Source organism: Frankia sp. EI5c (assembly GCF_001636565.1).
Taxonomy (GTDB): Bacteria; Actinomycetota; Actinomycetes; order Frankiales; family Frankiaceae; genus Parafrankia.
Map to the genome: position 1 here is coordinate 1 of NZ_LRTK01000112.1, position 24,376 is coordinate 24,376.

The following is a 24,376-nucleotide window of genomic DNA, read 5'->3' on the forward strand; positions in this document are numbered from 1 at the left end:
GGTGGTCTTTCACCTCCACTCGGGTTGTGGGCGCCTCGTGGCGCACCTTTTCTTACCCACAGGCCCGATCCTACGAAGTGTCGAACCCGGCTGAGCAGGTGCGGTCCGTCCGGCTCGCCGCCAGGTCAGCGTTCCAGGACGAACGCCGTCACATCCCGGGCAGGCCGGGGCAGCGCGGGAGCGGCCGGATGGCCCACCCCCACCACGCCCATCGGAGTCCACGTGCGCGGCAGGTCCAGGACGTCGGTGACGACGTCGCCACAGAACAGCGCCGACGAGACCCAGCACGAGCCCAGCCCCTCGGCGGCCAGCCCGACCAGCAGGTTCTGCACGGCGGCGCCGACCGCCACGGTGAACATCCGCTCCTCGGCCCGGGAACGGCGCTCGTCCGGGTAGGAGTGCGCGCCGTCGGCGACCATCATCGGCACGATCAGGACGGGTGCGCGGCGCAGCACGTCGCCGCGCCGCAGCCGCCGGGTCACCGAATCCTCGTCGAAGCCGTCCCGGCGCAGATCGTCGGTCCAGGCCACGGCCATCGCGTCGAGCAGGGCGTGCCGGCGGGCGTCGACCAGCACGAACCGCCAGGGGGTGGTGTGGTGCGGGGCCGGGGCGGTGATCGCGGCGGCGACCGCTCGGCGGACTGCCGCCGGGTCGACCGGGAGGTCGGCGAACTCCCGCACCGTGCGGCGGGCGAACGGGGCCGACCGGCGCGCCTCGACCGTGCCGAGCTGGAACATGTCCTCGGCGAACGGCCGCAGCAGCGCCCGCGCCCCGGCGCCGTCGTCCGGCAGCGGCCAGAACCCGCGGACCACCGCCACCGGGGTCGCCCCGAGCTTCCCCTTCACCAGGTCGGCCGCGGCGGCGAGTTCGTCGGCCTCGGCGATCTCGGTCATGCCCAGCTCGTTGCCGTAGGCGTCGACGTCGCCGACGTGGCTGCGCACGGCGGCCATCCCGGCGACGCCGATCGCCAGGTCGGTCAGGCCGCGCCGCCACGGCCGCCCGGCGGTGTCGCTGACGATCACGCCGACCGCGACGCCGAGCCGCGCCCGCAGGCCGTCGCGCAGCGCCCGCGCGCTGGCGTCCGGATCCACCGGCAGCAGCGCGATCGAGTCCTTGCTGACGTTCGACGCGTCCACACCCGCGCTGGCCAGCACGAACCCGTGATGTGTCTCGACGATGCGGGTCGGCCCGCGGCGGGCCACCTCGCGGACCGACTCGGCGTCGATCGCGGCCTGCCGGACGACCTCCCGGTCCTGGTCGCCGTCGAGCTGGACCAGCCGGCCCTCGGCCTTGGAGACAATCTTGGACGTGACCACGAGGACGTCACCGTCGAGCAGCCCGCCGCCCGCCCGCGCCGCCGCCGCGATCACCTCGGCGAGGTCGTCGCCGGGGCTGATCTCCCCGATCCCGCGCAGCGGGAGGATGTGCAGCCCCTGACCGCCCGCCTCCGGGCCGGGCCGGGCCGGTGCCGCGCCGGGCTCGGCCCGCGAGGAGCCGGCTTCGGCTCGTGCGGTGCTGGCTTCGTTCCGTGCGGTGCCGGTCTCGGCCGGTGCGGTGCCGGCTTCCGCCGGCCGGGCACCCGCCCGCCCGGCCTCGGGAGTGCTGTCGGGTGCGGAGATGCCTGCGGGCAGTGGTCCGCCGTCGGTCGCGGGTGTTCCCAGCGCGGGCGTGCCCAGGGTGGACGGCCCGATGGCGGACAGCTCAGACACCGGCGAGCTCCAGCGCCGCCTCCACGATCGCCACAGTGGCCTCCAGATCGGTCATGAGAAGCGGTATGGCCTTCACGGTAGCTCCGGGTATGGCGTCGGGGTCCGCGGCGATCGCGGCGTCCACGACGTCAACCAGCCAACCGTCCAGCAGACCGTGACCAACCTCCTGCGCCGCACCCCCGGAGGTGCCCTCGACGGCGCCGTCCGGCGCCTCCCCGCCCGTCGCCGCCTCCCCACCGCCGGCCGGACGCGGGCCCGGCAGCCGGTGCCGCCCGCCGTAGTGCGCACCCACCGCGCGGGCCGTGGTCTCGACCCCGATCGCCTTCAGGCAGGCGTCCGCCATGCCACGCACCGCGGCGCCGCCGATGATCGGCGAGACCCCGATCACCGGGGCCAGGGTCACCCGCAGCGCGTCCGCGATGCCCGGCACCGAGAGGATCGTCCCGATCGACACCACGGGGTTCGACGGTCCGATCAGCACGACGTCGGCGTCCGCGATGGCGTCGATCACCCCCGGCGCGGGAGTCGACTCGGCGGCGCCGACGGAGAGGATCGCCTCGGCCGGCACGGCGGCCCGCATCCGCAGCCACCACTCCTGGAAGTGCACGGCGCGCCGGCCCTGGTCGTCGGTGATGATCACATGGGTTTCGACCCGGTCGTCCGACATCGGCAGCAGTCGCACGCCTGGCTGCCAGCGGTCACACAGCGCTGTGACGACGTCCGAGAGCTTGTAACCGGCGTCGATCATCTGGGTGCGGACGAGGTGGGTGGCCAGATCACGGTCGCCGAGCCCGAACCAGGCCGGGCCGACCCCGTAGGCGGCCAGCTCACCGGCGACGACGAAGGACTCGTCCTCGCGGCCCCAGCCGCGTTCCGCGGAGATTCCGCCGCCGAGGGTGTACATGACCGTGTCCAGGTCCGGGCAGATGCGCAGACCGTGCAGGGTGATGTCGTCGCCGGTGTTGCCGATGACGGTGATCTCCGCGTCCGGCCGGGCTGCCCGGACTCCGGTCAGAAAACGCGCGCCGCCGATGCCGCCAGCCAATGCGGTAACCCTCACCTGACCATCCTTCCACCGTGGATCCCGGCGGCGCCCGCGGGACGGTTCCGGGGAGGGCGCGGCACTCGCGGGGAGCGAGCGGCGGACAGCGGACGGCGGACGGCGGGCGGGACGGCGGACGGCGGGCGGAGAGGGGCGGGCGACCGGAGAGGTGCGGGTGGCTCAGCGGGGGGTGGGCGCCGGGGCGGTCGGCGCGGGGGTGTTGCCCGTGCTGGCGAAGGACGCCAGCAGGTAGCGGACCAGGTGGCTGGTCGGCCGGCTCGGCGCGGGATTGGCCAGGCCGCCCTCGATCGTCGCCACCACGGCGTCCGCGGCGATCTCGTGGTCGGGCGCGGGCACCAGGTGGGCGACCGCGCTCAGCGCCAGGCCGTGCAGCCACTCGTGCAGCCGCTCGTGGTACTCCATGATCGGCGGAGCGTGGGGCGCGCGCTCCGCGACGCACGGGTGCAGTGTCCGCCGCCGTTCCACCGAGTCCAGTGCCGCGAAGAGCTTCTGCGCGGGCTCGTCGGGAAGCCCGGCGATCCGGTCCGTCTCGCCGTCGAGCAGGCGGTTCAGGACGGCCGCGAACGCGTGGTCCTTCGAACGGAAGTACCAGTACACCGAGCCGGGCTCGATACCGGCGGCGCGGGCGATCTCGGCGATGGAGGTGGCTGCGAAGCCGCGAGCGAGGAACTGCTGCTCGGCGACCGCGAGCAACGCGTCGATCCGCTCCTCGCGTGGGACCTCCTGGCGGTTGCGTGGCACCTGATCAGGGTAACGACCCCGGCGGGAGCAGGAGGGAAATGTCTTGTACCGGCGCCACCCGGTTTCCCCTGACGCGCGTCCGCGTGACGGGCCGTTCGCGCCCATCGTCCGTCTGTCGGCGGTGGTTGCCGCCGCCCCGCCGCCTGTCGTCCCGCGGGCGGCCCGGGTGGTCAGCAGCCGTGACGCCGCCGCCCCGGAGTGGTCATCTCTTGATTCTGATTAGAGAGAGCTGTGAGATGGACCCAGCTCTGTACGTCGCCGGAAGGACTGCCATGTCCGCGATCAGGAACCCACGGACCACCACCAGTACCGGTACCCACAAGAGCCTCGAAGCCCTCTCCGCGTCGCTGAACCGTGCCCTGGCCGGCGCGCGGGCGCCGCAGGTCGCGGCCGCTCGGCACGCCGACCTGCGGGGCGCCGCCCCGACCAGGGCCAGCGCGCGGACCGACACGCTCGCTGCCCGCAGGCGGACGAACCTGCTGATCGGCACGCTCGACCGGCTCCGCGGGTCCGCGGCCGGCCGCCGCGCCGCGCGCCACGGCGATGCGGGCTGACCCACTGACCGACCCCACTGACCCGACCCCACCGACCGGCCCTACGGATCTACCCCACTGACCGACCCCGTGACCGGAGCCGCGCGGGCGACCCGTACGTCCATCTTCAGATCATCGACCAACTATCCAGGGTGAGCGCATGACGAGTACGGCGGCGGTACCGGACGGAGAGCGAGTGGACGGGACGGAGGCTCCCGACCCCGGCCGCGGGCACCGCCCGGAACCGCCGCCGCCCGCCGCCGCGATGCGCCGCGCGCTGCGGCGGGCGCGCGACGGCGTGACCCTGGACGTGACCGAGGCCGCCATCCTGCTCACCGCCCGCGGGGCGGACCTCGCCGACCTGTGCGCCTCCGCCGCGCGGGTCCGGGACGCCGGGCTGGCCTCCATGGGCAGGCCCGGGGTCGTCACCTACTCGCCCAAGGTGTTCATCCCGCTCACCCGGCTCTGCCGGGACAGGTGTCACTACTGCACCTTCGCCACGGTCCCGCACCGGCTGCCGGCCCCCTACCTCACGGTCGACGAGGTGCTCGACATCGCGCGGGCCGGCGCGCGGGCCGGCTGCGCGGAAGCGCTGTTCACCCTCGGTGACCGGCCGGAAGACCGGTGGCCCGCCGCCCGCGAGTGGCTCGACGCCCACGGCTACGACTCCACCCTGGGCTATCTGCGCGCCGTGGCCGTCGCCGTGCTGGAGGAGACCGGACTGCTGCCGCACCTCAACCCCGGGGTGCTGAGCTGGGCGGAGCTGGCCCGGCTCAAGGCCGTCGCCCCGTCGATGGGGATGATGCTGGAGACCACGGCCACCAGGCTGTGGTCGACTCCCGGCGGGGCGCACTACGGCTCGCCCGACAAGGACCCGGCGGTACGGCTGCGGGTGCTCGCCGACGCCGGCCGGCTGTCCATCCCCTTCACCACCGGGCTGTTGCTCGGCATCGGGGAGACCGGCACCGAGCGCGCCGAGACGATCTTCGCGTTGCGCGGTCTGGCCCGCCAGTACGGCTCCATCCAGGAGGTGATCGTCCAGAACTTCCGGGCGAAGGACGACACCGCCATGCGCGGCGAGCCGGACGTCGGCGCCGAGGAGCTCGCGGCGGCCGTGGCGGTGACCCGCCTCGTCCTCGGCCCGCGGATGCGGGTGCAGGCACCGCCGAACCTCGTCGACACCGACGAGTGCGCCCTGCTGCTCGCAGCCGGCCTGGACGACTGGGGCGGCGTCTCGCCGGTGACCCCGGATCATGTCAACCCGGAGCGCCCCTGGCCCGCTCTCGACGTCCTGCGGACGGTGACCGAGGCCGCCGGTTTCAGTCTGCGCCCGCGACTGACCGTCCACCCGACGCACCTGGGCGAGCCGTGGATCGACCCCCGGCTCGCCGGGCACGTCGCCGCGCTCGCCGGGCCGGACGGACTGCTCGCCGCGGACGCCCAGGCCATCGGCCGCCCCTGGCAGGAGCCCGACGGCGGCCTGGGGGACAGCGGTCGCACCGATCTGCACACCGCGGTGGACACCGAGGGCCGCCGCGCCGCCGCCCGCTCGGACTTCGACACGGTGTACGGCGACTGGGCCGGTCTGCGCGAGCAGGTGAGCGCCGCCGGCACCGGTGTCGACGGGGTCTACGGGTCAGGTTCCCGCGCCACGGCCGGCCGGACGGAGCCGGAGCTGCTGGCCGCGCTGCGGCGGGTCGGCACCGACCCGGCCGGGATCTCCGACGCCGAGGCGCTGACCCTGTTCGGGGCCACCGGCGCGGCGCTCGACGAACTCTGCCGGATCGCGGACGACCTGCGCCGGGAGGTCGTCGGCGACGACGTCACCTACGTCGTCAACCGCAACATCAACTTCACCAACGTCTGCTACACGGGCTGCCGTTTCTGTGCCTTCGCCCAGCGACGCGATGACGCCGACGCCTACACCCTCTCCCTGGAGGAGGTGGCTTCCCGGGCGGCCGAGGCCTGGTCGGTGGGGGCCACCGAGGTCTGTGTCCAGGGCGGCATCCATCCGGACCTGCCCGGAACCGCCTACTTCGAGCTGGCGCGGGAGATCAAGAAGGCGGCTCCGGGGCTGCACCTGCACGCGTTCTCGCCGATGGAGGTCATGAACGGGGTCAGCCGCACCGGCCTGTCCGTCGAGGACTGGCTGACGGCGGCCCGCGAGGCCGGCCTCGACAGCATTCCGGGCACGGCCGCGGAGATCCTGGACGACGAGGTCCGCTGGGTGCTGACCAAGGGCAAGCTGCCCACGGCGGCCTGGGTCGACGTGGTTTCCACGGCACATCGGGTCGGGCTGCGCTCCTCGGCGACGATGATGTACGGCCACGTCGATACACCCGCGCACTGGGTGGCCCACCTGCGGCTGCTGCGCCGCATCCAGGAGGAGACGGGCGGGTTCACGGAGTTCGTCGCGCTGCCCTTCGTCCACCACAGCTCACCGATCTATCTGGCCGGGGTTGCCCGACCGGGCCCCACCGTTCAGGAGAACCGGGCGGTGCACGCGATGGCCCGGATCCTGTTGCACGGAGCTATCGACAACGTGCAGTGCTCGTGGGTGAAGCTCGGCACCGACGGGTGTGTCCAGGTGCTCGCGGGCGGGGTGAACGACCTCGGCGGCACGCTGATGGAGGAGACAATCAGCCGGATGGCGGGTTCCCAGCACGGCTCGCGGCGCTCGATCGCCGAGCTGGAGGAGCTCGCCACGGCTGCCGGCCGGCCTCCGCGGCAACGGACCACGACCTACGGTGTGGTCTCTTCGGAACGCCTTGCCGCGGCTCGTGGTGACGCTGCGCGCATCCCGCTCGCGATTGTGGCCGGCTGACCGTCACAGCTCGTTCGTGTCACTACCCTGTGTGACCGTTGTCTCGGGTGTGGCTGGTCGGCGTTGGTGATCGGTGTAGGTTCGGGTGGGATGTCCGGAAATCTCGGCGTCCGGTACGGGGGAGTTCGCCCTCAGGGCCGAGATCGAACGCTCCGCGCTCGCCTGCGAGATCGTCACTCTCTGTAGTGCCCAGTCGGGCTACGGGGACCCTCCGTGACGAGCCCCAGTGACTGTGAGCTATGGTCTCATCGCTGGTTGTAGAAGATGTTGCGTCGGTGGGGTTGACGCGGCCAACTCTGGCGCGTGTAATTACCGGCGTGTCATTCCCCCCGTCGGCGGGACTCGTGCGGTAGGGCGGCGTCCGGTCGGTGTGCATCCAAGGCACCGCGCGCCGATGTCCGGGGAGTGGCCGACCGCACCGCGACGGGTCTGGAGGAGTCCATATGGAGCACACCGACGCGGGCGTCCACACCGTCCTGGCGGACGTCGAGCGTCCCGCTGAGCACCACACCGGTCCGGCGGGAGAGGTCGGCCACACGGGTGTGTCGCTGCCCGTCCCCGCGTCCTCGGGCGTCGTTGCCGGGGCGCATCCGCGTCCCGCGGTGCCGACCGCCGCGGCGGTCGCGCCGCCGGTCATGCCCGGCCGTGGTCGGCCCGAGCTGATCGAGCCCGGCTATGACACCGCCGTCGACGACCTCGACGACGAGGATGTCGACACGGACGACGAGGACGACGAGAACGACGAGGACGGCGCCCTCGCCCGTCCCGGCGACGTGCGTATGACCCGACCNGACGGGTCGCTCGCGGACTCCCTCGCCCAGGTCATCGACATCGGTCTCGGTGACCTGCTCGGCGAGGCGATGGAGTGGCAGGAACGGGCGCTGTGCGCGCAGACCGATCCCGAGGCGTTCTTCCCGGAGAAGGGCGGGTCGACCCGGGAGGCGAAGCGCATCTGCTCCGGCTGCGAGGTCAGGGTCGAGTGCCTGGAGTACGCCCTGGAGAACGACGAGCGGTTCGGGATCTGGGGCGGAATGTCCGAACGGGAACGGCGCAAGCAGCGCCGGCGAGCCGTCTGACGCCGGGTCCCACAGCCGGCGCCCGCGATGACGACACCAACGCGGGGCGCCGACGGTNGGCAGTGGGCGGTTCGTCCCCGAGATGCCGTTCGTGCCGGCCAACAGGTCGTCGCGATCGTGGTCACCCGGCGCGCCGGCATTCCGGGGGGCGGCGGCCGGTCCGGTGATGCCCCGGCCGGTGCCGGCCTCGACGGGACGTTGGCGGCACTGGCCGCGGCGGTGCGCCCGCCCGACGCGACGATCCTGGTGCGTCTGGGCGGGTTCACCATCCCCCGGCCCCGCGCGGGAACGGACCATGAGCGCGGCGGGATGGCGATCGGCCCTCCGCCGGGCGGCCTCGCGCCCACCGGCCCGCCCGCCGGCGGCCTCGCGCCCGCCGGGCCGGGCCTGCCCGGGCCGGAATGCCAGGTTCTGACCCTTCCCGGTGAGACTTCCTTCGGAGCCGCCGTCACCGCCGCGGTTCACCATCACGCTGGCGGGGACGGGGCCGCCGACGCCTTCTACTGGCTGCTTCACGACGGCGTCGTCCCCGAGCGCGACGCGCTCGACCGCCTGCTCACCTACGCCCGGGTCGACCGGAGCGCCGCGGTGCTCGGCCCGGCCCTGCGTGCGTCGGGGGCGGGTGCCGTCACGGAGGCCGGCGTGACTGTCGACCGCGCGGGCCGGCGGGTCACCGGTCAGCCGCCGGGCGGTCTGGGCGGCCTTGCCGGCCCCCGCTCGCCGGGGTCCGCCGGCACGTCCGGCGTCCTCGGCCTCGACCAGCGCGGCTCCGCTCGTGACGTGCTGGCGGTCTCCTGCGCGGGGATGCTGATCCGGGCCACCGCCTGGGAGCGACTGGGTGGTCTCACCGTGGGCCCGGCCGCTGGCCTCGACCTCGACCTCGGTGTCCGGGCCGCCCGGGCCGGGCTGCGGGTCGTCGCGGTGCCGCGCGCCGTGGTGGCGCTGCGGCCGCCGGCGCGTCCGGACGTCCCGCTGGCCGGGCCGTCTGACGCCCGGGTGGGGGAGCTGGCCGCCCGGATCGCGGGGGTCCGGGTCCGTCTGGCGCTGCCAGCGCTCCCGGTGCTGCTCTTCGCCCTCCCCGCACTGGTGGTCGCCGGGGTGGGGCGGGCCTGCGCCCGCCTGCTGCGGCCGGGTGGCCGTTGGGCCGCGGCCGCGGCCGAGCTGCGGATCGTCGCCGCGGTCCTGGCCGGGCCCGGTGAGCTGGTGCGGGCGCGCCGCCGGGTGGGCCGCGGTGCCGCGGTGCCGCGGCGGGCGGTCCGGGAGCTGTTGCCGGGGCGCGTCACCTTGAACGGGCCGGCGAGCAGGCGGAACGGGCCGGAGGCCGCCGCCGGCGCGCGGGGCGGGCTGGTGGTCGGCGGCGTTCGACCCGACGCGGCCAGGTCCGTCCCGCCGCGGGCGTTGGTCCCGCTGGTGTTGCTGCTGGTGGCTGGGGGTGTCACCGCGGTCCGTCGGCTTCCCCCGGAAGCGGTGGGCGGCGGCGCGCCGCTGCCCTCGCGGGCGGGCGAACTGTGGTCGATTGTGTGGTCCGGGTGGCAGGGCTCGGCGGGTGGTGCGCTCGGCTGGGCCGGGTCCGCGCCGCCCTGGGTGCCCGGGCTCGCCGCGCTGGCGTCTGTCGCGGCCCCGGTCGGCGTTCGACCCGCCATGATCTGTTCGGCCCTCCTCGCCCTGGCTCCCGCGGCCGCCGCCTACAGCGCCTACTTCGCCGCGGCCCGGATCAGTGGTTCGCGGCGCCTGCGGGTCGGTCTGGGCGCGCTGTATGCCGTCTCCCCGCCGGTGGTCGGCTCGGTGGTGGCCGGGCGGGTCGAGAGCGCGGTGGCCCTCGCCATGTTGCCGGTCGTCATCGCCGCCGCGGACGAGGTTCTGCGCGGCGGCGACCGGCCGGGCCGGGCCGGATGGCCGGCCTGGCGGTTCGCGGTCGGGCTCGCCGTCCTGGTCGGCTGTGCGCCGCCCCTGGCACTCGTGGCGCTGGTCGGCCTGCCGTTCGCGCTCTGGGCCGCCCGGCGCTCCCGGCAGGCGGGGCAGCCGGAAGAGCGGGAAGAGCGGGAGGAGCGGGAGGAGCGGGAGGAGCGGGAGGAGCCGGCTCGCCCGGGGCCGGCGGCCTCGTCCGGTTCAGGGGGCTGGTCGGGCGCGCCGCTCGCCGCCGCTGTGCTCGGCATGGTGTGTGTACTGGTCGTCGGGCTGAGCCCGCTGGTTCCCGGCCTCGCCGCGGGTGGGCCCGACCTGTGGGTCGGCAGCCCGCCCCCGGTGTGGGCCGAAGGCGGCGGCCTGGTCGCTGGCGCGCCCGGCGATGCGGGACGGTCCACCGCCCTGGGTGCCTTCGCGGCGGTCTGCCTGCTGCTGATCCTGCTGCCCCGCCTGGGCGTTGGTGGGCGTGCGCGTGGGCGCGGTGGCCGGGTCGGCTCCGGCCACCGCGGCGTGGGGACTGTCGGCTGGGCGTTGGTCGGTGCCGGCCTGATCGAGGTCGCCCTCGCCGGCCCGGTCACGCAGCTGTTGACCACGCAGCTGTCGACCACGCAGCTGTCGACGGAGGCGGCGGCGCCCGCCTCCGCCGGGCTGGCGGGCGTGTGGGCGGGCCCGCAGTGTGGCCTGGCCTGCGCGGGACTGCTGGTTGTCGTCGGCCTGGCGAGCAGGGAGGCGTCCGCCGCCGGCGGGTCGCGCCGCCGCGCCTGGGTCGCCCGCTGCGGAGCGCTGGTGGCCGGCCCGCTGTTCGTCCTGGCGGTGGCGGGGTTCGGCGCGGTCCTGGTCACCTCGGCCCGCGCGGATCCGCCCGACGAGGCGCTGGCCAGGTCGGTCGCCGCGCTGACCAGGACGGGGGAGCCCGGTGCCCGGGTGCTGGTGCTGGGCGGTTCCCCGCCGGACCGTGCCAGTTACCTGCTGGCCGCCGAGGGGGACGGACCGGGCTTCCCCGGCGTCTCCCCGTACCGCGGCTCGGCGGCGTCCAGCGCACTGGCCCGCCTGGTGGGGGATCTGTCCGCCGGGGTTCCGGATGCGGCTGGCCGGCTGCCGGGATTCGGTGTCACGGCGGTCGTGATGCCGACCGGTGCGGCCGACCCGCGGCTGGTCGCGGCGCTGGACGCGGTGGACGGCCTCTGGCGCGACCGGCGGGGGGCGGGCGTCCTCGTCTGGCGGCCGGTGGATGCGGTGACGGGTCGGGACACCCTCGCCACGCGGGTACGGCTCGTCCCGGGCACACCCGCCGGGGCCGGCACCGCTCTCGGCGGGTTCAGGCCCACCACCGCCGGGCTGGCCGGATCGGCCCGGCTCCCCGCGGGCCCGGCCGGCCGCCGGGTGGTGCTCGCGGAGCCCGCCGACCCCCGCTGGCGGGCGACGTTGGACGGCCAGCGGCTACCCACCTCCGTGACGGACGGGTGGGCGCAGGCGTTCCTCCTCCCGGAGCGGGGCGGTTCACTACGGATCTTCTACGACCACGGCAGGCATCACGCCGCCGTGTTCGTCGCCGCGGGCGTGGCGGCGACGGTGCTGGTCGCCGGCGTCCTGGCCGCTCCCGTCCGGCGCGGGCGTCGCCGGGGGTGGCCGCCCCCGGCCGGCACCGCGGAACCCGCCGCGCAGAGCGGCACCGGCGGCTCGGCGGAGTGGTCCGCTGACCGGGCGGATCGCTCCCATGCCCGGGAGAGCGCCCGCGGGGACGGGTATCGCAATGGGGCGTGACTCCGCGTGGCGCCCGGTTCGGGTACCGCTCCAGATCGTCTGCCTCGCGGTGGTGCTGACGTCCACGCTCACCACCGTGGGCAGGCACCCGCCGGTGTCGGCCCTGACTCCGGTGACCGCGGGCACGCTGCTCTGCCCGGATCTCGGTCTGGACGGGCACGTCTCGCAGCTTCTCGACCTGGTGCGCGGCTCCGGCCCGGGTGGATCGGTGCGGCCGGCCCGCGGGCCGGACCTGCTGGGCGGCGACCGCCAGCACGACGAGGCTCTCTTCCTGCCGCCCAGCGACCCGGCATTCAGCGACCCGGCATCCAGCGACCCGGCCAGGACCGGCGAGCTCCCGCGGCCCCTGATGGCCGCGGGAGGCCCACTGCGGCTCGCTGCGTCCGGACCGGCCGCGGCCGGCCTCACCGCGACCGTGACCTCCCCCGGGTCCGGGGCGGGCCCGCTGCGCGCGCGGTGCGAGCAGCCGCGCCCCCGGACCTGGTTCGCCGGCCCGTCGACGGTAGCCGGCCGTGACCCGATCCTCTACTGGACGAATCCAGGCCCGCGAGCCGGCCGGGTGGACGTGGGTGTGAGCACGCCCGACGGGGCGGCGCGGCGCACGGAGATCACCATCCCACCTGGGCAGACGGTGAGCCGGCGCCTCGCGGAGCTCGCGCCCGAGGCGACGTCGACCGCGGTCGACGTCCAGACCGTCACGGGGCGGGTGCTGTGCTGGCTGGTCGACCGAGCCAGCGGTACCGCGCCGCGGCAGGCGGCGCCGGTGCCACCCACAGCCGGGCCGGCCGCCCGGGTCCTGGTGGGCGGGCTGCTCAGCCCGGTGGTCACCGCGGGGGAGGCAGGTCGCCCACCGGCCGAGCTGGTCCTGGCTGCCCCGGGAGCCGCGGTGACCGCTCGGGTCACGGTGCTCACCCGGTCCGGCCGGCACGTCCCGGTCGGTCTGGAGGCGGTGCGGATCCCGGCGGGGACGACCGTGCGGCGGCCGGTCACGCTGCCGGCGGGGGCGCCGTCCGCGCTGCTGGTGGAATCGGCGGGCGGGAGCGGCGTCGTCGCGGCCCTGGCGGCGCCGACCGGTGCGGAGTCCGACGCCGCCTGGGTGGCCGCGAGCGTGCCCGAGCGGCCGCGCTGGGAGGGCCTGGCCGTCGGAGCGGCGGGGGCCTCCGGACCGACGCCGCCGGAGGTGGTCGTCGCGGCGGCCCCGGTGCCGCGCTGGAGCGCCGGAGCGCTCGTGCTCGTCGCTCCTGACCGGGCGGCGACCGCCTGGGTGGACGGCACCCGGTACGAGGTCGGGGCAGGCCGCGCGGTACTGGCGCCGCTGCCCGCGGGCCGCCTCGGGGCCCGCGTCGTCGGGACCGGCGGCACCCTGGTGGCGACCCAGGTGCTGGGCCGGGCGCCGAGCCCGGGAGATCTGCCGGGTCTGGCGGCGGACCTGCCGCCGGCCGGCGCGGCGGCGGCGCTGCCCGCACCCGTGCCGTGGACGGTGTCGGCGGTTGTCGGGCTCGGCGGTTCGTGGCGGTTCCGGGCAGGGCCCGCCCCGCAGGCCGACCTCTGGCTCCTGCGTGCGCCCAGCTCACCGCGCTGATCACGATCAGAACCCGGCGGTACCCCCCGTGGTTGCCCGTGTGGTCGTCACCTGTGGATGCGGCCTGCCGCCTGCCTGCCGCCGGCCCCCTGCCGGTCGCCGGTCGCCGGTCGCGGTGCCGGTCAGACGGGCGTGGGGGAGCCCGCCGCGAAGACCCGACCGGTGCCGGTGAGTACCACCGTGGCCGGCCCGGTCACCAGCGCCGAGCAGCCGCGGCGCAGCGTCAGCGGCTCCAGCGACGCCCCGGCCCCGTCGGACCCGGTGATCTCGACCTGGCCCTCCACGGCCAACAGGATCGACGGGTTGGAAACGGCCACCGGCCCGCCGGTGCAGACGGCCTCGCGCAGGACGAAGTCCTCCACCGGGACCTCCCAGCACCGCAGTAGCCCGCCGGGCGAGCTCGCCAGGGTCCGCGGCCGCAGCACCGGCGCGCCGGTGGGCCTCGGGTCGAGGATCCGCAGCAGCTCGTCGACATCGATGTGCTTGGGGGTGAGCCCACCGCGCAGCACGTTGTCGGACGTCGCCATGATCTCGATGCCGACGCCCTGGACGTAGGCGTGCAGCAGCCGCGCGGGCTGGAACAGCCCCTCGCCCGGTGCCAGGGTGACGTCGTTGAGCAGCAGCGCCGCCGCGATGCCGACGTCGCCGGGGTGGGTCGCGGCGAGCAGCCGGACCAGGTCCGCGGCGCGGCGCAGCTCCTCGGGGGCGTCCGACGACACCCGCTCGGCGGCGCTCACCACGCCGGCGGCGAGGTCGACCCCGGCCTGGGGCGGCAGTGTGAGCAGGCTGCGCAGCACCTGGGTCGCGCCGCCGGTCGGGTCGGTCGCCAGCGGGGCGAACGCCGCGATGAGTCCCGGATGCCCCAGCCCGCGCGCGATCGCGAGCGTGGCGGCCGGAGCACGGATGCCGGCCAGCGCCCGGAACGGCGTGAGCGCGACGATCAGCTCTGGTTTGTGGTTGCGGTCGCGGTAGCGGCGCCGCGGGTCGGCGGCGGGGAGCCCCGCCGCCTCGTCGGCCTCGAACCCGGACCGCGCCTGGTCGAGATCGGGATGAACCTGCAGCGACAGCGCCTTGTCGGCGGCGAGCACCTTCAGCAGGAAGGGAAGCTCGCCCACGAGGTCCGCGGCGGCGCGCCGGGCGCCCAGGTCGGACGCGCGGCGCTGCGGGCTCAGCCGGGCGGCGGCCACACCGCCGATCTCCGCGGGGTCGACCACTTCCGCCGGGGCCTGCGGATGGGTGCCGAGCCACAGCTCGGCGACCGGCTCCCCGTCGGGCGGGACGCCCAGCAGGTCCGGGATCGCGGTGGCGGACCCCCAGGCGTAGTGCTGGGCCTGGCCGTGCAGCTCCAGAACCCGGACCGGGTTCTGGGGGCGGCCGGCGCCCGCGCCGGCGCCGCTGCCGGCGGGGCGGGCGGTGCTCGTCGTCGTGCTGCCGGTGCCGGTGCCGGTGTCCACGGTGTCGGCGTCCACGGTGTCGGTGTTCGTGCTTTCGCTGCTCGCGGCGCTGGTCGGCGCGGTCTCCCCGATTGTCACACGTGTCTCCGTCCCCGCCTCGGCGGTCGTGAGCGGCTCTCGGTTCGGCGTCGGGCGGATGTCGTGAGGGGGCTACTCCTCGTCGCCCCAGCCGTGACCTTCGGGGTCGATCACTGCCGGGTCGACATCCATCATCTCCGCCACCTGGTGGATGATCGCGTCGAGAACGAGCTCCGCGAGATCCTCCGGGATGACGGCACGGGCCTCCAGCGGGCGCCGGTAGACCACGATCCGCTGGGGCGTGGCGGAACGGCCCTTGCCGCTCGCCGGCTGGTAGCTGGCCAGCGGAACGCTGTCGTCGGTCACGCTGACCGGCGGGACGTCCTCGACGGCGAACTCGACGTCGGCCAGCTCGGCGGACCATCTGTGGTCCAGGTGCTCCACCGCGTCCAGGACGAGGTCGTCGAAACGTTCGCTACGGGTGGCATAGGCGGGCACATCGGGGGGAAGGAGTGTGCCACGCATGCCGCGGCCGCGGCGGTCGCGCCGCCGGCGGGGCGGGACCGGACGCGTGGCCGTGGGGAAGAGCGCCCTGGGCGTGCCGGCGGGTTCGGCCATCGTGACAGGGTAACGCCGTTTCTTCCGGACGATCACAGCGGCGGCGTCGCAACGGGGCCCGGCCAGCCCGACACCCCCCACGTAGGGGTACCCGACCAGGAGCGACACGACGTCAGAAGGCGGTTTCGGTCGAAGTATGTGTTCCGTTCTGGTGTAATTGTGTGCGTGGAGCAACCGAGTGATAAGCACTGTGTCACAGTGACCTCTGGCGGTGCGCGACACGACGGGCGGTGGTGGCCGTCGCCCGTTCCGGGGTCTACCGTCCGGAACGTGAAGCCTCGGCGCTGCTCCCGCTCGGCCTGTTCCGCGGCCGCGATCGCCACGCTCACCTACGCCTACGCGGAGTCCACCGCCGTACTCGGTCCGCTGTCGCCGTTCGTCGAGCCGCACTCCTACGACCTGTGTGGGGTCCACGCCGATCGGCTGACAGTGCCGCTCGGCTGGGCCGTGGTCCGCCTCGAGGCCGAGCAACCCGCCGGGCAGGCCCCGGGTCAGGGTCAGGGTCAGGATCAGGGGCAGGGGCCGGAGCGGTCCTCGGACGACATCGAGGCGCTCGCCGACGCCGTGCGCGATGCGGCGCCGCGGCGTGGGCCGGAGCCTCCCGGCGGTCCCGAGGGGTCCGTGCCGCCAGGCCCGGCCGGGGGGCGCCGCGGTCACCTGCGCGCCGTACCGAGCCCGTCCTGAGCCCGTCCCGCCCTGAACCCGTCCCGTCCTGAGCCTGTACCGACCCCGTCCGGGTCGCCGGGCGAGCGCCCGTCCTGAGCCAGGCCTGAGCCCCCTGGCTTGCACCGGCCCGCTCCGCCTACCGTCTGCGTGAGCATTCCAGGTCGCGGGCTCCTGCCCGGCCCTTGTCCCGGGCGCGCCGCGGTACGACCCTGACCCAGGTGCCGCGATCGTGACGCCGGCACACGCGGCAAGGCGCTGGAGTCGATGTCGCAGGGTGCGGATAAGGTCAACCCGGTCGATCGACGCCGGTCAGGAAAGGGTGGTTACGGGGTGCGCGACCTCTCACGGATCTTCAAGGCTTACGACGTGCGAGGCGTGGTGCCGTCCGAGTTCGACGCGGAGGTGGCCAGGGCCACCGGAGCCGCGTTCGTACGCCTGCTCGGGGCAGACCGGATCGTCACCGCCCACGACATGCGCGAGTCCTCGGTCCCGCTGGCCGCCGCGTTCGCCGAGGGCGCCACCAGCCAGGGTGCGGATGTGATCGCCGCCGGCCTCGGTTCCACGGACCTGCTCTACTTCGCGGCCGGTTCGCTCGACCTCCCCGGCGCGATGTTCACGGCGTCGCACAACCCGGCGAAGTACAACGGGATGAAGCTGTGCCGGGCCGGTGCGGCGCCGATCGGGCAGCAGACCGGCCTGGCGGACATCCAGGCGCTGATCGAGGCCGGCGTACCGGAGCACACCGGCAGGGTGGGCACGGTCACCAGTCGTGACCTGCGCGACGAGTACGCGCGTCACCTGCGCTCGCTCGTCGACCTGACCCGGATCCGGCCGCTCAGGGTGGCGGTCGACGCCGGCAACGGCATGGCGGGGCTGACCGTCCCGGCCGTGTTCGACGGGCTGCCGCTGGACGTCATCCCCATGTACTTCGAGCTCGACGGCAGCTTCCCCAACCACGAGGCCAATCCGATCGAGCCGGAGAACCTGCGTGACCTGCAGGCAGCCGTCCGTTCCTCGGGTGCGGACATCGGGCTCGCCTTCGACGGCGACGCCGACCGGTGCTTCGTCGTCGACGAGCGGGGCGAGAACGTCTCACCCTCGGTGATCACCGCTCTGGTCGCGGAGCGTGAGCTCCGGCGGGAGCCGGGCGCGACCATCATTCACAACGTGATCGTCAGTAAGGCCGTTCCGGAGCTCGTGACCGAGCGTGGCGGCGTGCCGGTACGCACCCGCGTGGGTCACTCGTTCATCAAGGCCGAGATGGCCCGAACGGGCGCGGTGTTCGGCGGTGAGCACTCCGGCCACTTCTACTTCCGCGACTTCTGGCGGGCCGACTCGGGCATGCTCGCCGCCCTGCACGTCCTCGCCGCGCTGGGCGGCCAGAGCGGTACGTTGTCCAGCCTGCTCGGCGGCTACGCCCGCTACGTCGCCTCGGGGGAGATCAACTCCGAGGTGTCGGACGCCGAGCTGGCGATGAACGAGGTGGCGAAGGCCTACGCCGACCAGGCGGTCGATGTGGACCACATGGACGGGCTCACCATCTCGTTGGCGGACGGCTCCTGGTTCAACCTCCGGCCGTCCAACACCGAGCCACTTCTGCGCCTGAACGTCGAGGGGCGCGATGATGCGTCCATGTGCCGGCTGCGTGACGACATCCTCGTCACCATCCGCGGTGGAAGGGAGAACTCCTGATGAGCCTCGATCCCCTGTTGTTGGAGATCCTCGCGTGCCCGTGCCCGGAGCACGCCCCGCTGCGTGCGGAGACGCTGGACGGTGCCCCGGTGCTCGTCTGCGAGTCCTGCGGGCTGGCGTTCCCCGTCCGGGACGACATCCCGGTGATGCTGCTCGACGAGGCGAAGCCCTTCCCGGCCGCGGCCGGCTCGGCATCCTGACCAGCGTTCGCTCCGGGGCCCCCACCGGGCCCCGGGCCGGCGCTGCGTGGCCGGCGTGAACGTCGACGAGTTCCAGCTGGACGACTCGGCCCGCCTCGCCGCGGCGGACACGCTGAACCTGTTGCCGCACACCGCCTCGGCGGCCCGGCAGACCCGGGAGGCCTGGCGCCTCGCGAACGAGGCCGGGGTCTCCGCGCTGGCGTCGGACGGCCGCCCGCGGGCCGTCGTCGTGGTCGGTGTCGGCGCCTCGGCACTCGCTGCCGACGTGCTGGAGGCGGTCGTCGGCCCGGCGGCCCCGGTGCCGGTGGTCAGCCACCGGCGGCATGGGCTGCCCGGCTGGGTCGGTGTCGCCGACGTGGTCTTCGCTGTGTCCGCGTCGGGGACGTCCACGGAGACTTGCTCGGCCGTCGAGGAGGCCTACCGACGGGGCTGTCGCCTCGCCGTGGTCAGCCCGCCCGACACCCCGCTCGCGCACCTGGCCGGGGTGTCCCGGGCCGTCTTCGTGGCGCTGCCGGAGACCCGGCCCGCCCACACCGGCCTCTGGTCGTTGGCCGTCCCACTGCTCGCCGCGGCGGGCGCCCTCGGTCTGCTGCGGGACGGCGGAGCGGCGGTGGAGGCCGCCGCGGTCCGCCTGGAGGAGACGGCGATCCGGTGCCGGCCGTCCAGCGAGTCGTTCGTCAACCCGGCGAAGACGCTTGCGCTGGAACTGGCCGGCACACTTCCGCTGTGGTGGGGTACCACTCGGCTGGCCGAGGTCGCGGCCGCCCGCGCCGCGGCGGTGCTCGCCGCGCATGCCCGGTACCCGGCCCTGGTCGGGGCGCTGCCCCACCCCGCCTACGACCAGGTGGCACTACTCGGAGGGCCCTTCGGACACGGGGCTTCCGGCGGCGGCGCGACAGCGATTGGCGGGCCGGCCGGTGACCTGGACGACTTCTTCCGCGACCGCGTCGACGATGTGGAGACCACTCGGCTGCGGTTGCTGCTCCTGCGGGATGAGACCGGGGAGCATCCTGAGATCACCCGGGCCGCGGCGCGGGCGGTGGCTATCGCGGGGGAGTACGGCGTCGGAGTCACCGAGCTGGCGATGACGGGGACGGGGCCGCTGGAGCGGTTGGTCTCCCTCATCGGCCTGGTCGACTTCGCCGCTGTGTATCTGGCGCTCGCTTCCGGTGTCGACTCCGACTCCGGCGCCGGGTCGCCGCTACGCCGCCTCGGCCCCATCCGCTGACAGCATCTGCGCCGCGCCGCAGATGACACCGAGGCGGCGGTGACGACTACGCGAAATGGTCAGTGCGGGCGGGGGCGGCCTCGCCCGGCCGGTAGGCCGCGAGGATCAGCCGGTCCCAACGGCGGCCACGGTAGTAGTCGTGGTCGCGCAGCCGGGCCTCGAGGTGCAGAGCGCGGCCGCCGGCGCTCGCGAACTGCCTGAAGTTGAACTCCGGCATCTCCAGGTAGAGCTTCCGGAACGGCCACACGTCGAACACATAGTTGATGAACAGCTGTACCGGCTCCGCCGCGATACCAGAACCCAGATAGGGAGCCGCCATCGCGGCTCCGATGTAAGCGTTCCCCAGGTTGAACTCGGGGTTGTAGCAGATCAGGTGGCCGGCGGGCTGGCCGGTCTGTACGGACTCGACCAGGAACTGGACCAGAATGCCCTGCCAGAGCTCCTGCTCGAAGTGCTGGTAAGAGGGCATGGAGCCACGGTAGCGCCACCGGAATCCGACGTCCGGACTGATTGCGAGATCGTACAGGAACGGCACCGACTGCGGCAGTACCGGCGCTAGTCGGAAGAACTGCCCGGCCAGCACCGGCGGCCCCGGCTGGTCCGCGGCCGGCGAAAGGTCTCCAGCCTGACCGGAGATCTCTCCGGGGTGAGTTCTCCCGTTGCCGGCAGCCTCTGAAAACTGCCCTCTGTAGCAGTCGTACAGCTCGTCTATGGTCCTGGCCGAGAGCCACTGTCGCTCGTCAAGCCTGACTCCGAGCTCCGCAAGCGAGGCAGTCAGCTCCAACAGGCCGAACGAATCGAGCCCCAGGGTCGTGTCCAGCCTGGCACCACTGTCCAGACTTTCGCGCGGGATGCGCGCGCTGACAATGATCAGCTCCTCGAACTCATCCTTGGTAAGCATGGCTCTCCGGCCTCAGGCAAGACTCGGGCAGTGTGGAAGAAGATCTACTCGGCCGTTTGTGTCGCTGTCGAACGACAGGGGTCCTCCTGGTTCACCGGGTCCTGTGTACCGCCAGCCGGCGAAGACCGGACTTTCTCCGCGTGGCGGCGCCGCGAACGCGGAGTGGAGTGACGTTCGCGAGGTTGCCCCGGGAGTATAGTGGCATCCGTGCGCGTACGTGCCACTTTCTAGGGTAAAGGTTCGTCCGGTACGCGCACATCCGTGAGTCGATGCTGTGACCTGCTTGTTTTACGCAGAGTAGTTCGCAGGCGGTCCGCCGAGGCGTCCAGGCGCCTTTCGTCGGCTGATCCAGATCGTCTTTGCCTGTCGTCTGCACACAAGATTCACTGAGGGTGATGCTGGGCGGGGTGCGACTTCACTGAGCTCCCGAAAATATGCAGGTTGCGGGCGCGGTGACGCCGCCAAATCCCTCGGGTTAGTTACCCTGCGTATACGGCTACGCAGGGTATGTGACCATTTCGCGCCCAATGTGCTTGACACTCATCTGAGTGGATGCGCATAGTTATGCACGTTCACCGAAGTGCGGTGCGGGAAACGTGGGGTGGCGCTCTGGTACTCCAGTGACAGTGATCGCGAGCTGCTCACTCTCGCCGTCTCTGGCGGCGGCGGTCCGCAGCCGCTGATGGCGGTGGCTGCGAGCCGGGAATGAGCAGGCATCGCCATGGTTATGTGTCGGCGCCGGGCGTGGTAAATCCCCGCCTGAGAACGATCGAGCCCGACCTCCCTATCCGTCGCCCCGCAGTCCCCGGGGTGGCGTAGTCGTCCGGAATCGGCTGCGGGTCGAACGCGTCCACATCGGCGATGTCGCCGGCGGTGACAACAGAAGATCGCCCTTCCCGGGACGCCCGTCATACGAGCTCGCGATTGACTGTCATTTCAGATGTTCCCCTGTTCTCCTGTTCCCCTGTGCGTGGGCAGCGGCGGACTGGTCCGAGAGAGGTGTGTGCTCGTTGGCAGAGCTGCTGTTGGAGGGGATCGACCGAGCTCGGCTCGAGAGCGGTCGGATTGTCTTCCTCGGCGCGGATTCCGCGGACGGCCTGGGCTGGTCCGAGTTCTTTTCGGAAGCGGAACGGGTCGCGGCGTGGTTGCAGAGTGAACGTGGAATCGGGCCGACCTCTCGCGTGGTGGTACTGGCCTCGCCTTCGCGCGCGATGGTCACGGCTGTGGTGGCCGTCTGGATGGCGGGCGGAGTCGTGACCTGTGCACCCACCCCGGCGCGCACCGTCGACCTGTCCACCTATGCGGAGCAGACCCGGGATCGGGTCGCCGCGCTGGGCGCCACGCTTGTCCTGCTCGGCACTCCGTATGAGGCGCTTGGCGCGGTGCTGGCCGAGGGCGGATTCAGGGTCGACCCGCTCGCGCAGGCAGTGGCCGCCGAAACCTCCGGAGTGTGGAGGCGACCGGAGCTTACTCATGCCGACCCCGCGATCGCGCAGTTCACCAGCGGTACGACAGCCGAGCCGAAGATTGTCCAGATCAGTCACGGCAACCTGGCGGCGAACGTCGCGGCGATCCGTGANCGGGCCCGGCATGAAGAGGTCCACGGCCGGCTGCTCAGCTGGCTGCCGCTGTCCCACGACATGGGTCTGATCGGGGGACTGGCGCTGCATCTGACCTGCGGGCGCTGCGACGTGCTGTTCAGTAACCCGGAGGACTACCTGGCCTCCCCGGCGTCGTGGATGGCCAATGCCGCCCGGCACCGGGCCACTGTGCTGGTGGGCCCCGCGTCCGCCTACGCGCTGGCGGGACGTCTGCTCGCGGTGGGCCCGCAGCTGGACCTGTCGTCGGTCAGGCTCGCGCTCTGCGGCGGTGAGCCGATCGAGCCCGAGGCGATAGAACGCTTTCTCGAGGCGTCGGCCAGGCACGGTCTCGACCGGAATGTGTTTCTCCCCGCCTACGGGCTCGCGGAGGCGACGCTCGCGGTCACGATGCCCCCGGTGCCGGGCCTGCGACTCGACGAGGTCGACGCGGACCTGCTGGCCGCGCGAGGGACCGCTGTTCCGGTCACTGTGCAAGGTGATGCTCCGGCACGTCGGCTGGTCAGGCTTGGTCCACCTGTGTCCGGTCTCGAGGTGCGCGTCGTCGACCCGACGACGGGGCGGCTGTGCCAGGAGCGCGCCGTCGGTGAGATCCATATCCGCGGGGAGTCCGTGACCGCCGGATACCTCGACGGCGGCGGCGACGGCGGCCTCGGGCCGCATCCCGCGGGTCAGGATTCCGGCCGGCCGAACGGGGGCGGTGGGGTCAGGCGGCTGGAGGATGGCTGGCTCGACACCGGGGACCTGGGCTATCTCGTCGACGGTGAGCTCGTGGCCTGCGGACGCGCCAAGGACCTGATCATCGTTGGCGGACGTAACCTGCACCCCGAGGAGATCGAGCAGGCGGCGGCTCGGGTCCCCGGGGTTCGGCCCGGTAACGTCGTGGCCTACCCCGTCTCCCACACCCGTGGTGCGAGCACCGAGGGTGTGACCATCGCCGTCGAGATCCGTCCCGGCCACGACGAGGCCACGATCCGTGCCGAAGTCACGGCTGNGGTGCTGGCATCAGTGGGGATCCGCCCCGCCCAGGTGCACCTGCTGCCGCCCGGAACCATCCCCAAGACGCCGTCCGGAAAACTACAGCGCGCACAGGCGGCCATGATGTTCCGGAGCGGACGGTGAACAACGGATCGGTCGCCCGGCAGGAGACTGCCACTGTCGGCGCCGAGGCCACTCCCGAAATGGCCCGGGTAGTGGCCGCGGCCGCACGCAGGGTGTACGAGGCATGGCCCGCGTCAAGCACCGATCAGCGTAGGGAGATCCTCGCCGAGGTGTGTACGCCGGACGTCGAGTACGTGAACCCGTTGAAGCGCGCACGGGGCATCCAGGAGTTCGCCGAAACGATCAGCGAGCTTGCCGGGGCCCTTCCCGGCCACCTGCCGGTCCGCACGTCAGGCGTGGACGCCCACCATGACTGGGTGCGCTACGAGTGGGCGCTGCGCGACCGCTCCGGCCAGGCGGTGCTCGGCGGGATCGAGATCGTCCGGTTCACTCCGGAGGCGCGGCTGGCCTCGATCGTCTCCTTCTTCGGACAACCGCCCAGAATCACCTACACCTACCAGGTCTGAGCAGCCCATGGCATCCGGTGGCGTGTCACACAGTAGTGCTGAACTCAGCAGTTCTCGGCACGACAGATATCCGCTCTTCAACGGCATGATTCAGGCCTTCGCGGATGTGTACCACAGCCTTTTCGTCAACTGGCCGGGCCGTTCGAGAGNGTCCGCAAGCGTACCTGCATCTTTCCTGTAACTGTCCACCTGTGGAGTGTAGATGCTCGCTGAAATCCAGCTCAGTGTTGTTGACGGATTCTTCGTTCCTCGCCTCGGTATCGACCCCGGGTCGATGACACCAGCCACGGACCTGCGCGACGACCTCGGCCTCGACTCGTTGCAGCGTTTGGATCTCTACGCCTGGCTGGTCGAACGTGGCGCCGACCCGGCGACGATTCCGCCGGGCGGGCCGCGGACCGTCGCCGAGAGCCAGGCGCTGCTCGATGCGGCAAGCGGCGCGACCGCGAGCCAGCGAGAACCGCCGGTCCAGCCTACCGTCATGACAGATTCACCGGACAAACCGCGGGCTCGCGCACATCCGCCGCTGCTGCACACCAGCCAGATCACCCTGCGTCCGGTGGGTTCGGATCACGTGCCTTTCCTCTACCACCTCGCAATCCGGGAGGATGTCGGTTACCGCTGGCGATTCCGCGGCGCGGTCCCCGATACGGACACCTTCCAGGCCAACCTGCGCCAAGGTGTTCTCAGTCAGTTCGTCGTGGTCACGGAACCCGCCGGCGAACCCGCCGGATCCGTCATCTGCTACAACGCCGATCTCACTCGCGGGATCGGTTACATCGCTGCCGCCTTCACTCCCGAGTACACCGCCAACGCGCTTCCGGTCGGCGCGGTCAGTCTCTTTGTTCGTTACGTCTTCCAGGTTTGGAACCTACGCAAGCTGTACCTGGAGATGATCTCATACAACTATGATCAGATCGCCAGCGGTGCTGGGCGCTACTTTGACGTCGAAGGCAGGTTGAGCGACCACAGCTACTAAGAAGAACGAAAGTATCTGGACTCGCTACCAGTTGATGTAGGCGAGGNGGGGATCGCCGAAGAATCCCATGACGAGGCCCGGGTTTTCCTGGANCCTGCGGAGCGCCGCGAGAACATTGGAATACAGGTCCGAAACCGATGTGATCATTTTTCGGCCGACCTTGGCGGTCTTGACGTTGTTCCAGACCCATTCGTCTGGGTTGGTGTCGGGGGCGTAGGGAGGGAGGCGGAAGATGCGAAGTCGTCCTTGTGTACTGG

Annotated in this window: 17 protein-coding genes and 4 pseudogenes; 14 read left to right on the top strand and 7 right to left on the bottom strand. The window is 72.9% G+C overall.

The annotated features are described in order from the left end of the window. Positions 1-125 precede the first annotated feature (125 nt). From UG55_RS25250 to UG55_RS25260, 3 genes are all read right to left on the bottom strand, one after another. Positions 126-1,430: a coenzyme F420-0:L-glutamate ligase gene (locus tag UG55_RS25250; protein WP_066074113.1), complete on the bottom strand. Its 1,305-nt coding sequence runs from the start codon at positions 1,428-1,430 to the stop codon at positions 126-128. Positions 1,431-1,701: 271 nt separating this feature from the next. Continuing rightward, on the bottom strand, positions 1,702-2,769 hold the full coding sequence (gene cofD / locus UG55_RS25255) for a 2-phospho-L-lactate transferase (RefSeq protein WP_066074073.1): 1,068 nt from the start codon (positions 2,767-2,769) through the stop codon (positions 1,702-1,704). A 162-nt stretch (positions 2,770-2,931) separates the two neighbouring features. Beyond that, positions 2,932-3,513, bottom strand: a complete 582-nt coding sequence (locus tag UG55_RS25260) for a TetR/AcrR family transcriptional regulator (protein WP_066074076.1) — start codon at positions 3,511-3,513, stop codon at positions 2,932-2,934. Positions 3,514-3,785: 272 nt separating this feature from the next. Here UG55_RS25260 and UG55_RS25265 point away from each other — a divergent pair, with 272 nt between their 5' ends. The 5 genes and pseudogenes from UG55_RS25265 to UG55_RS25285 all read left to right on the top strand — a co-directional run bounded on the left by UG55_RS25265 (position 3,786) and on the right by UG55_RS25285 (position 13,197). Beyond that, positions 3,786-4,067: a hypothetical protein gene (locus tag UG55_RS25265; protein WP_066074079.1), complete on the top strand. Its 282-nt coding sequence runs from the start codon at positions 3,786-3,788 to the stop codon at positions 4,065-4,067. A 139-nt stretch (positions 4,068-4,206) separates the two neighbouring features. Next, positions 4,207-6,870 carry a bifunctional FO biosynthesis protein CofGH gene (locus tag UG55_RS25270; protein WP_066074082.1) on the top strand — a complete coding sequence of 888 codons (2,664 nt, stop codon included), beginning with the start codon at positions 4,207-4,209 and terminating at the stop codon, positions 6,868-6,870. 791 nt (positions 6,871-7,661) lie between these two features. Then, positions 7,662-7,946, top strand: a pseudogene (locus UG55_RS25275) (WhiB family transcriptional regulator); the annotation flags it as partial. Between the two features lie 117 nt (positions 7,947-8,063). After that, a complete protein-coding gene (locus tag UG55_RS25280; protein ID WP_066074088.1) occupies positions 8,064-11,615 on the top strand; it encodes a glycosyltransferase in 3,552 nt (1,183 codons plus the stop codon). Next, positions 11,605-13,197, top strand: a complete 1,593-nt coding sequence (locus tag UG55_RS25285) for a DUF5719 family protein (protein WP_066074090.1) — start codon at positions 11,605-11,607, stop codon at positions 13,195-13,197. The genes UG55_RS25280 and UG55_RS25285 overlap by 11 nt, the downstream gene beginning before the upstream one ends. Positions 13,198-13,319: 122 nt before the next feature. Here the strand turns inward: UG55_RS25285 and manA are convergent, their stop codons facing one another. Beyond that, entirely contained in the window at positions 13,320-14,729 is a 1,410-nt protein-coding gene (gene manA, locus UG55_RS25290; RefSeq protein ID WP_083987187.1) for a mannose-6-phosphate isomerase, class I, read from the bottom strand. 72 nt (positions 14,730-14,801) lie between these two features. Then, positions 14,802-15,194 (bottom strand): metallopeptidase family protein, encoded by a 393-nt coding sequence (locus UG55_RS25295; protein WP_066074118.1) that lies wholly within the window; start codon positions 15,192-15,194, stop codon positions 14,802-14,804. Between the two features lie 363 nt (positions 15,195-15,557). Here UG55_RS25295 and UG55_RS25300 point away from each other — a divergent pair, with 363 nt between their 5' ends. The 4 genes from UG55_RS25300 (at position 15,558) to UG55_RS25315 (ending at position 19,073) form a co-directional block, all read left to right on the top strand. After that, positions 15,558-15,971 carry a DUF3499 domain-containing protein gene (locus tag UG55_RS25300; protein WP_066074092.1) on the top strand — a complete coding sequence of 138 codons (414 nt, stop codon included), beginning with the start codon at positions 15,558-15,560 and terminating at the stop codon, positions 15,969-15,971. A 312-nt stretch (positions 15,972-16,283) separates the two neighbouring features. Then, positions 16,284-17,645 carry a phosphomannomutase/phosphoglucomutase gene (locus tag UG55_RS25305; protein WP_066074095.1) on the top strand — a complete coding sequence of 454 codons (1,362 nt, stop codon included), beginning with the start codon at positions 16,284-16,286 and terminating at the stop codon, positions 17,643-17,645. Then, complete coding sequence (locus UG55_RS25310) at positions 17,645-17,845, top strand: Trm112 family protein (RefSeq protein WP_066074098.1); 201 nt, start codon at positions 17,645-17,647, stop codon at positions 17,843-17,845. Before UG55_RS25305 ends, UG55_RS25310 begins: the two co-directional genes overlap by 1 nt. Positions 17,846-17,900: 55 nt before the next feature. Then, a complete protein-coding gene (locus UG55_RS25315) occupies positions 17,901-19,073 on the top strand; it encodes an SIS domain-containing protein (protein ID WP_066074121.1) in 1,173 nt (390 codons plus the stop codon). Between the two features lie 46 nt (positions 19,074-19,119). Here the strand turns inward: UG55_RS25315 and UG55_RS25320 are convergent, their stop codons facing one another. Then, entirely contained in the window at positions 19,120-19,974 is an 855-nt protein-coding gene (locus tag UG55_RS25320; protein ID WP_066074101.1) for a phosphopantetheine-binding protein, read from the bottom strand. A 1,001-nt stretch (positions 19,975-20,975) separates the two neighbouring features. Here UG55_RS25320 and UG55_RS43745 point away from each other — a divergent pair. The 5 genes and pseudogenes from UG55_RS43745 to UG55_RS25335 form a co-directional block, all read left to right on the top strand. Next, positions 20,976-21,553 (top strand): AMP-binding protein (locus UG55_RS43745; protein ID WP_313954641.1); only part of this gene is annotated, 578 nt, incomplete at its 3' end. 1 nt (position 21,554) lies between these two features. Beyond that, positions 21,555-22,566: pseudogene (locus UG55_RS43750) on the top strand (AMP-binding protein); the annotation flags it as partial. Between the two features lies 1 nt (position 22,567). Then, positions 22,568-22,694: pseudogene (locus tag UG55_RS43755) on the top strand (hypothetical protein); the annotation flags it as partial. Then, entirely contained in the window at positions 22,691-23,140 is a 450-nt protein-coding gene (locus UG55_RS25330; RefSeq protein ID WP_066074107.1) for a nuclear transport factor 2 family protein, read from the top strand. The pseudogene UG55_RS43755 and the gene UG55_RS25330, both read left to right, overlap by 4 nt. Positions 23,141-23,342: 202 nt before the next feature. Then, positions 23,343-24,119 carry a phosphopantetheine-binding protein gene (locus tag UG55_RS25335; RefSeq protein WP_066074110.1) on the top strand — a complete coding sequence of 259 codons (777 nt, stop codon included), beginning with the start codon at positions 23,343-23,345 and terminating at the stop codon, positions 24,117-24,119. A 93-nt stretch (positions 24,120-24,212) separates the two neighbouring features. On the opposite strand, the pseudogene UG55_RS48250 reads toward UG55_RS25335, so the two are convergent. Then, a pseudogene (locus UG55_RS48250) lies at positions 24,213-24,376 on the bottom strand (transposase); the annotation flags it as partial.

What these genes read in the sequence shown, in the direction of transcription:
- UG55_RS25335 (WP_066074110.1), top strand. Translation starts at nt 23,343, where the DNA reads ATGCTCGCTGAAATCCAGCTCAGTGTTGTTGACGGATTCTTCGTTCCT.
- UG55_RS25295 (WP_066074118.1), bottom strand. Translation starts at nt 15,194, where the DNA reads ATGCGTGGCACACTCCTTCCCCCCGATGTGCCCGCCTATGCCACCCGT.
- UG55_RS25320 (WP_066074101.1), bottom strand. Translation starts at nt 19,974, where the DNA reads ATGCTTACCAAGGATGAGTTCGAGGAGCTGATCATTGTCAGCGCGCGC.
- UG55_RS25310 (WP_066074098.1), top strand. Translation starts at nt 17,645, where the DNA reads ATGAGCCTCGATCCCCTGTTGTTGGAGATCCTCGCGTGCCCGTGCCCG.
- UG55_RS25270 (WP_066074082.1), top strand. Translation starts at nt 4,207, where the DNA reads ATGACGAGTACGGCGGCGGTACCGGACGGAGAGCGAGTGGACGGGACG.
- UG55_RS25285 (WP_066074090.1), top strand. Translation starts at nt 11,605, where the DNA reads ATGGGGCGTGACTCCGCGTGGCGCCCGGTTCGGGTACCGCTCCAGATC.
- UG55_RS25265 (WP_066074079.1), top strand. Translation starts at nt 3,786, where the DNA reads ATGTCCGCGATCAGGAACCCACGGACCACCACCAGTACCGGTACCCAC.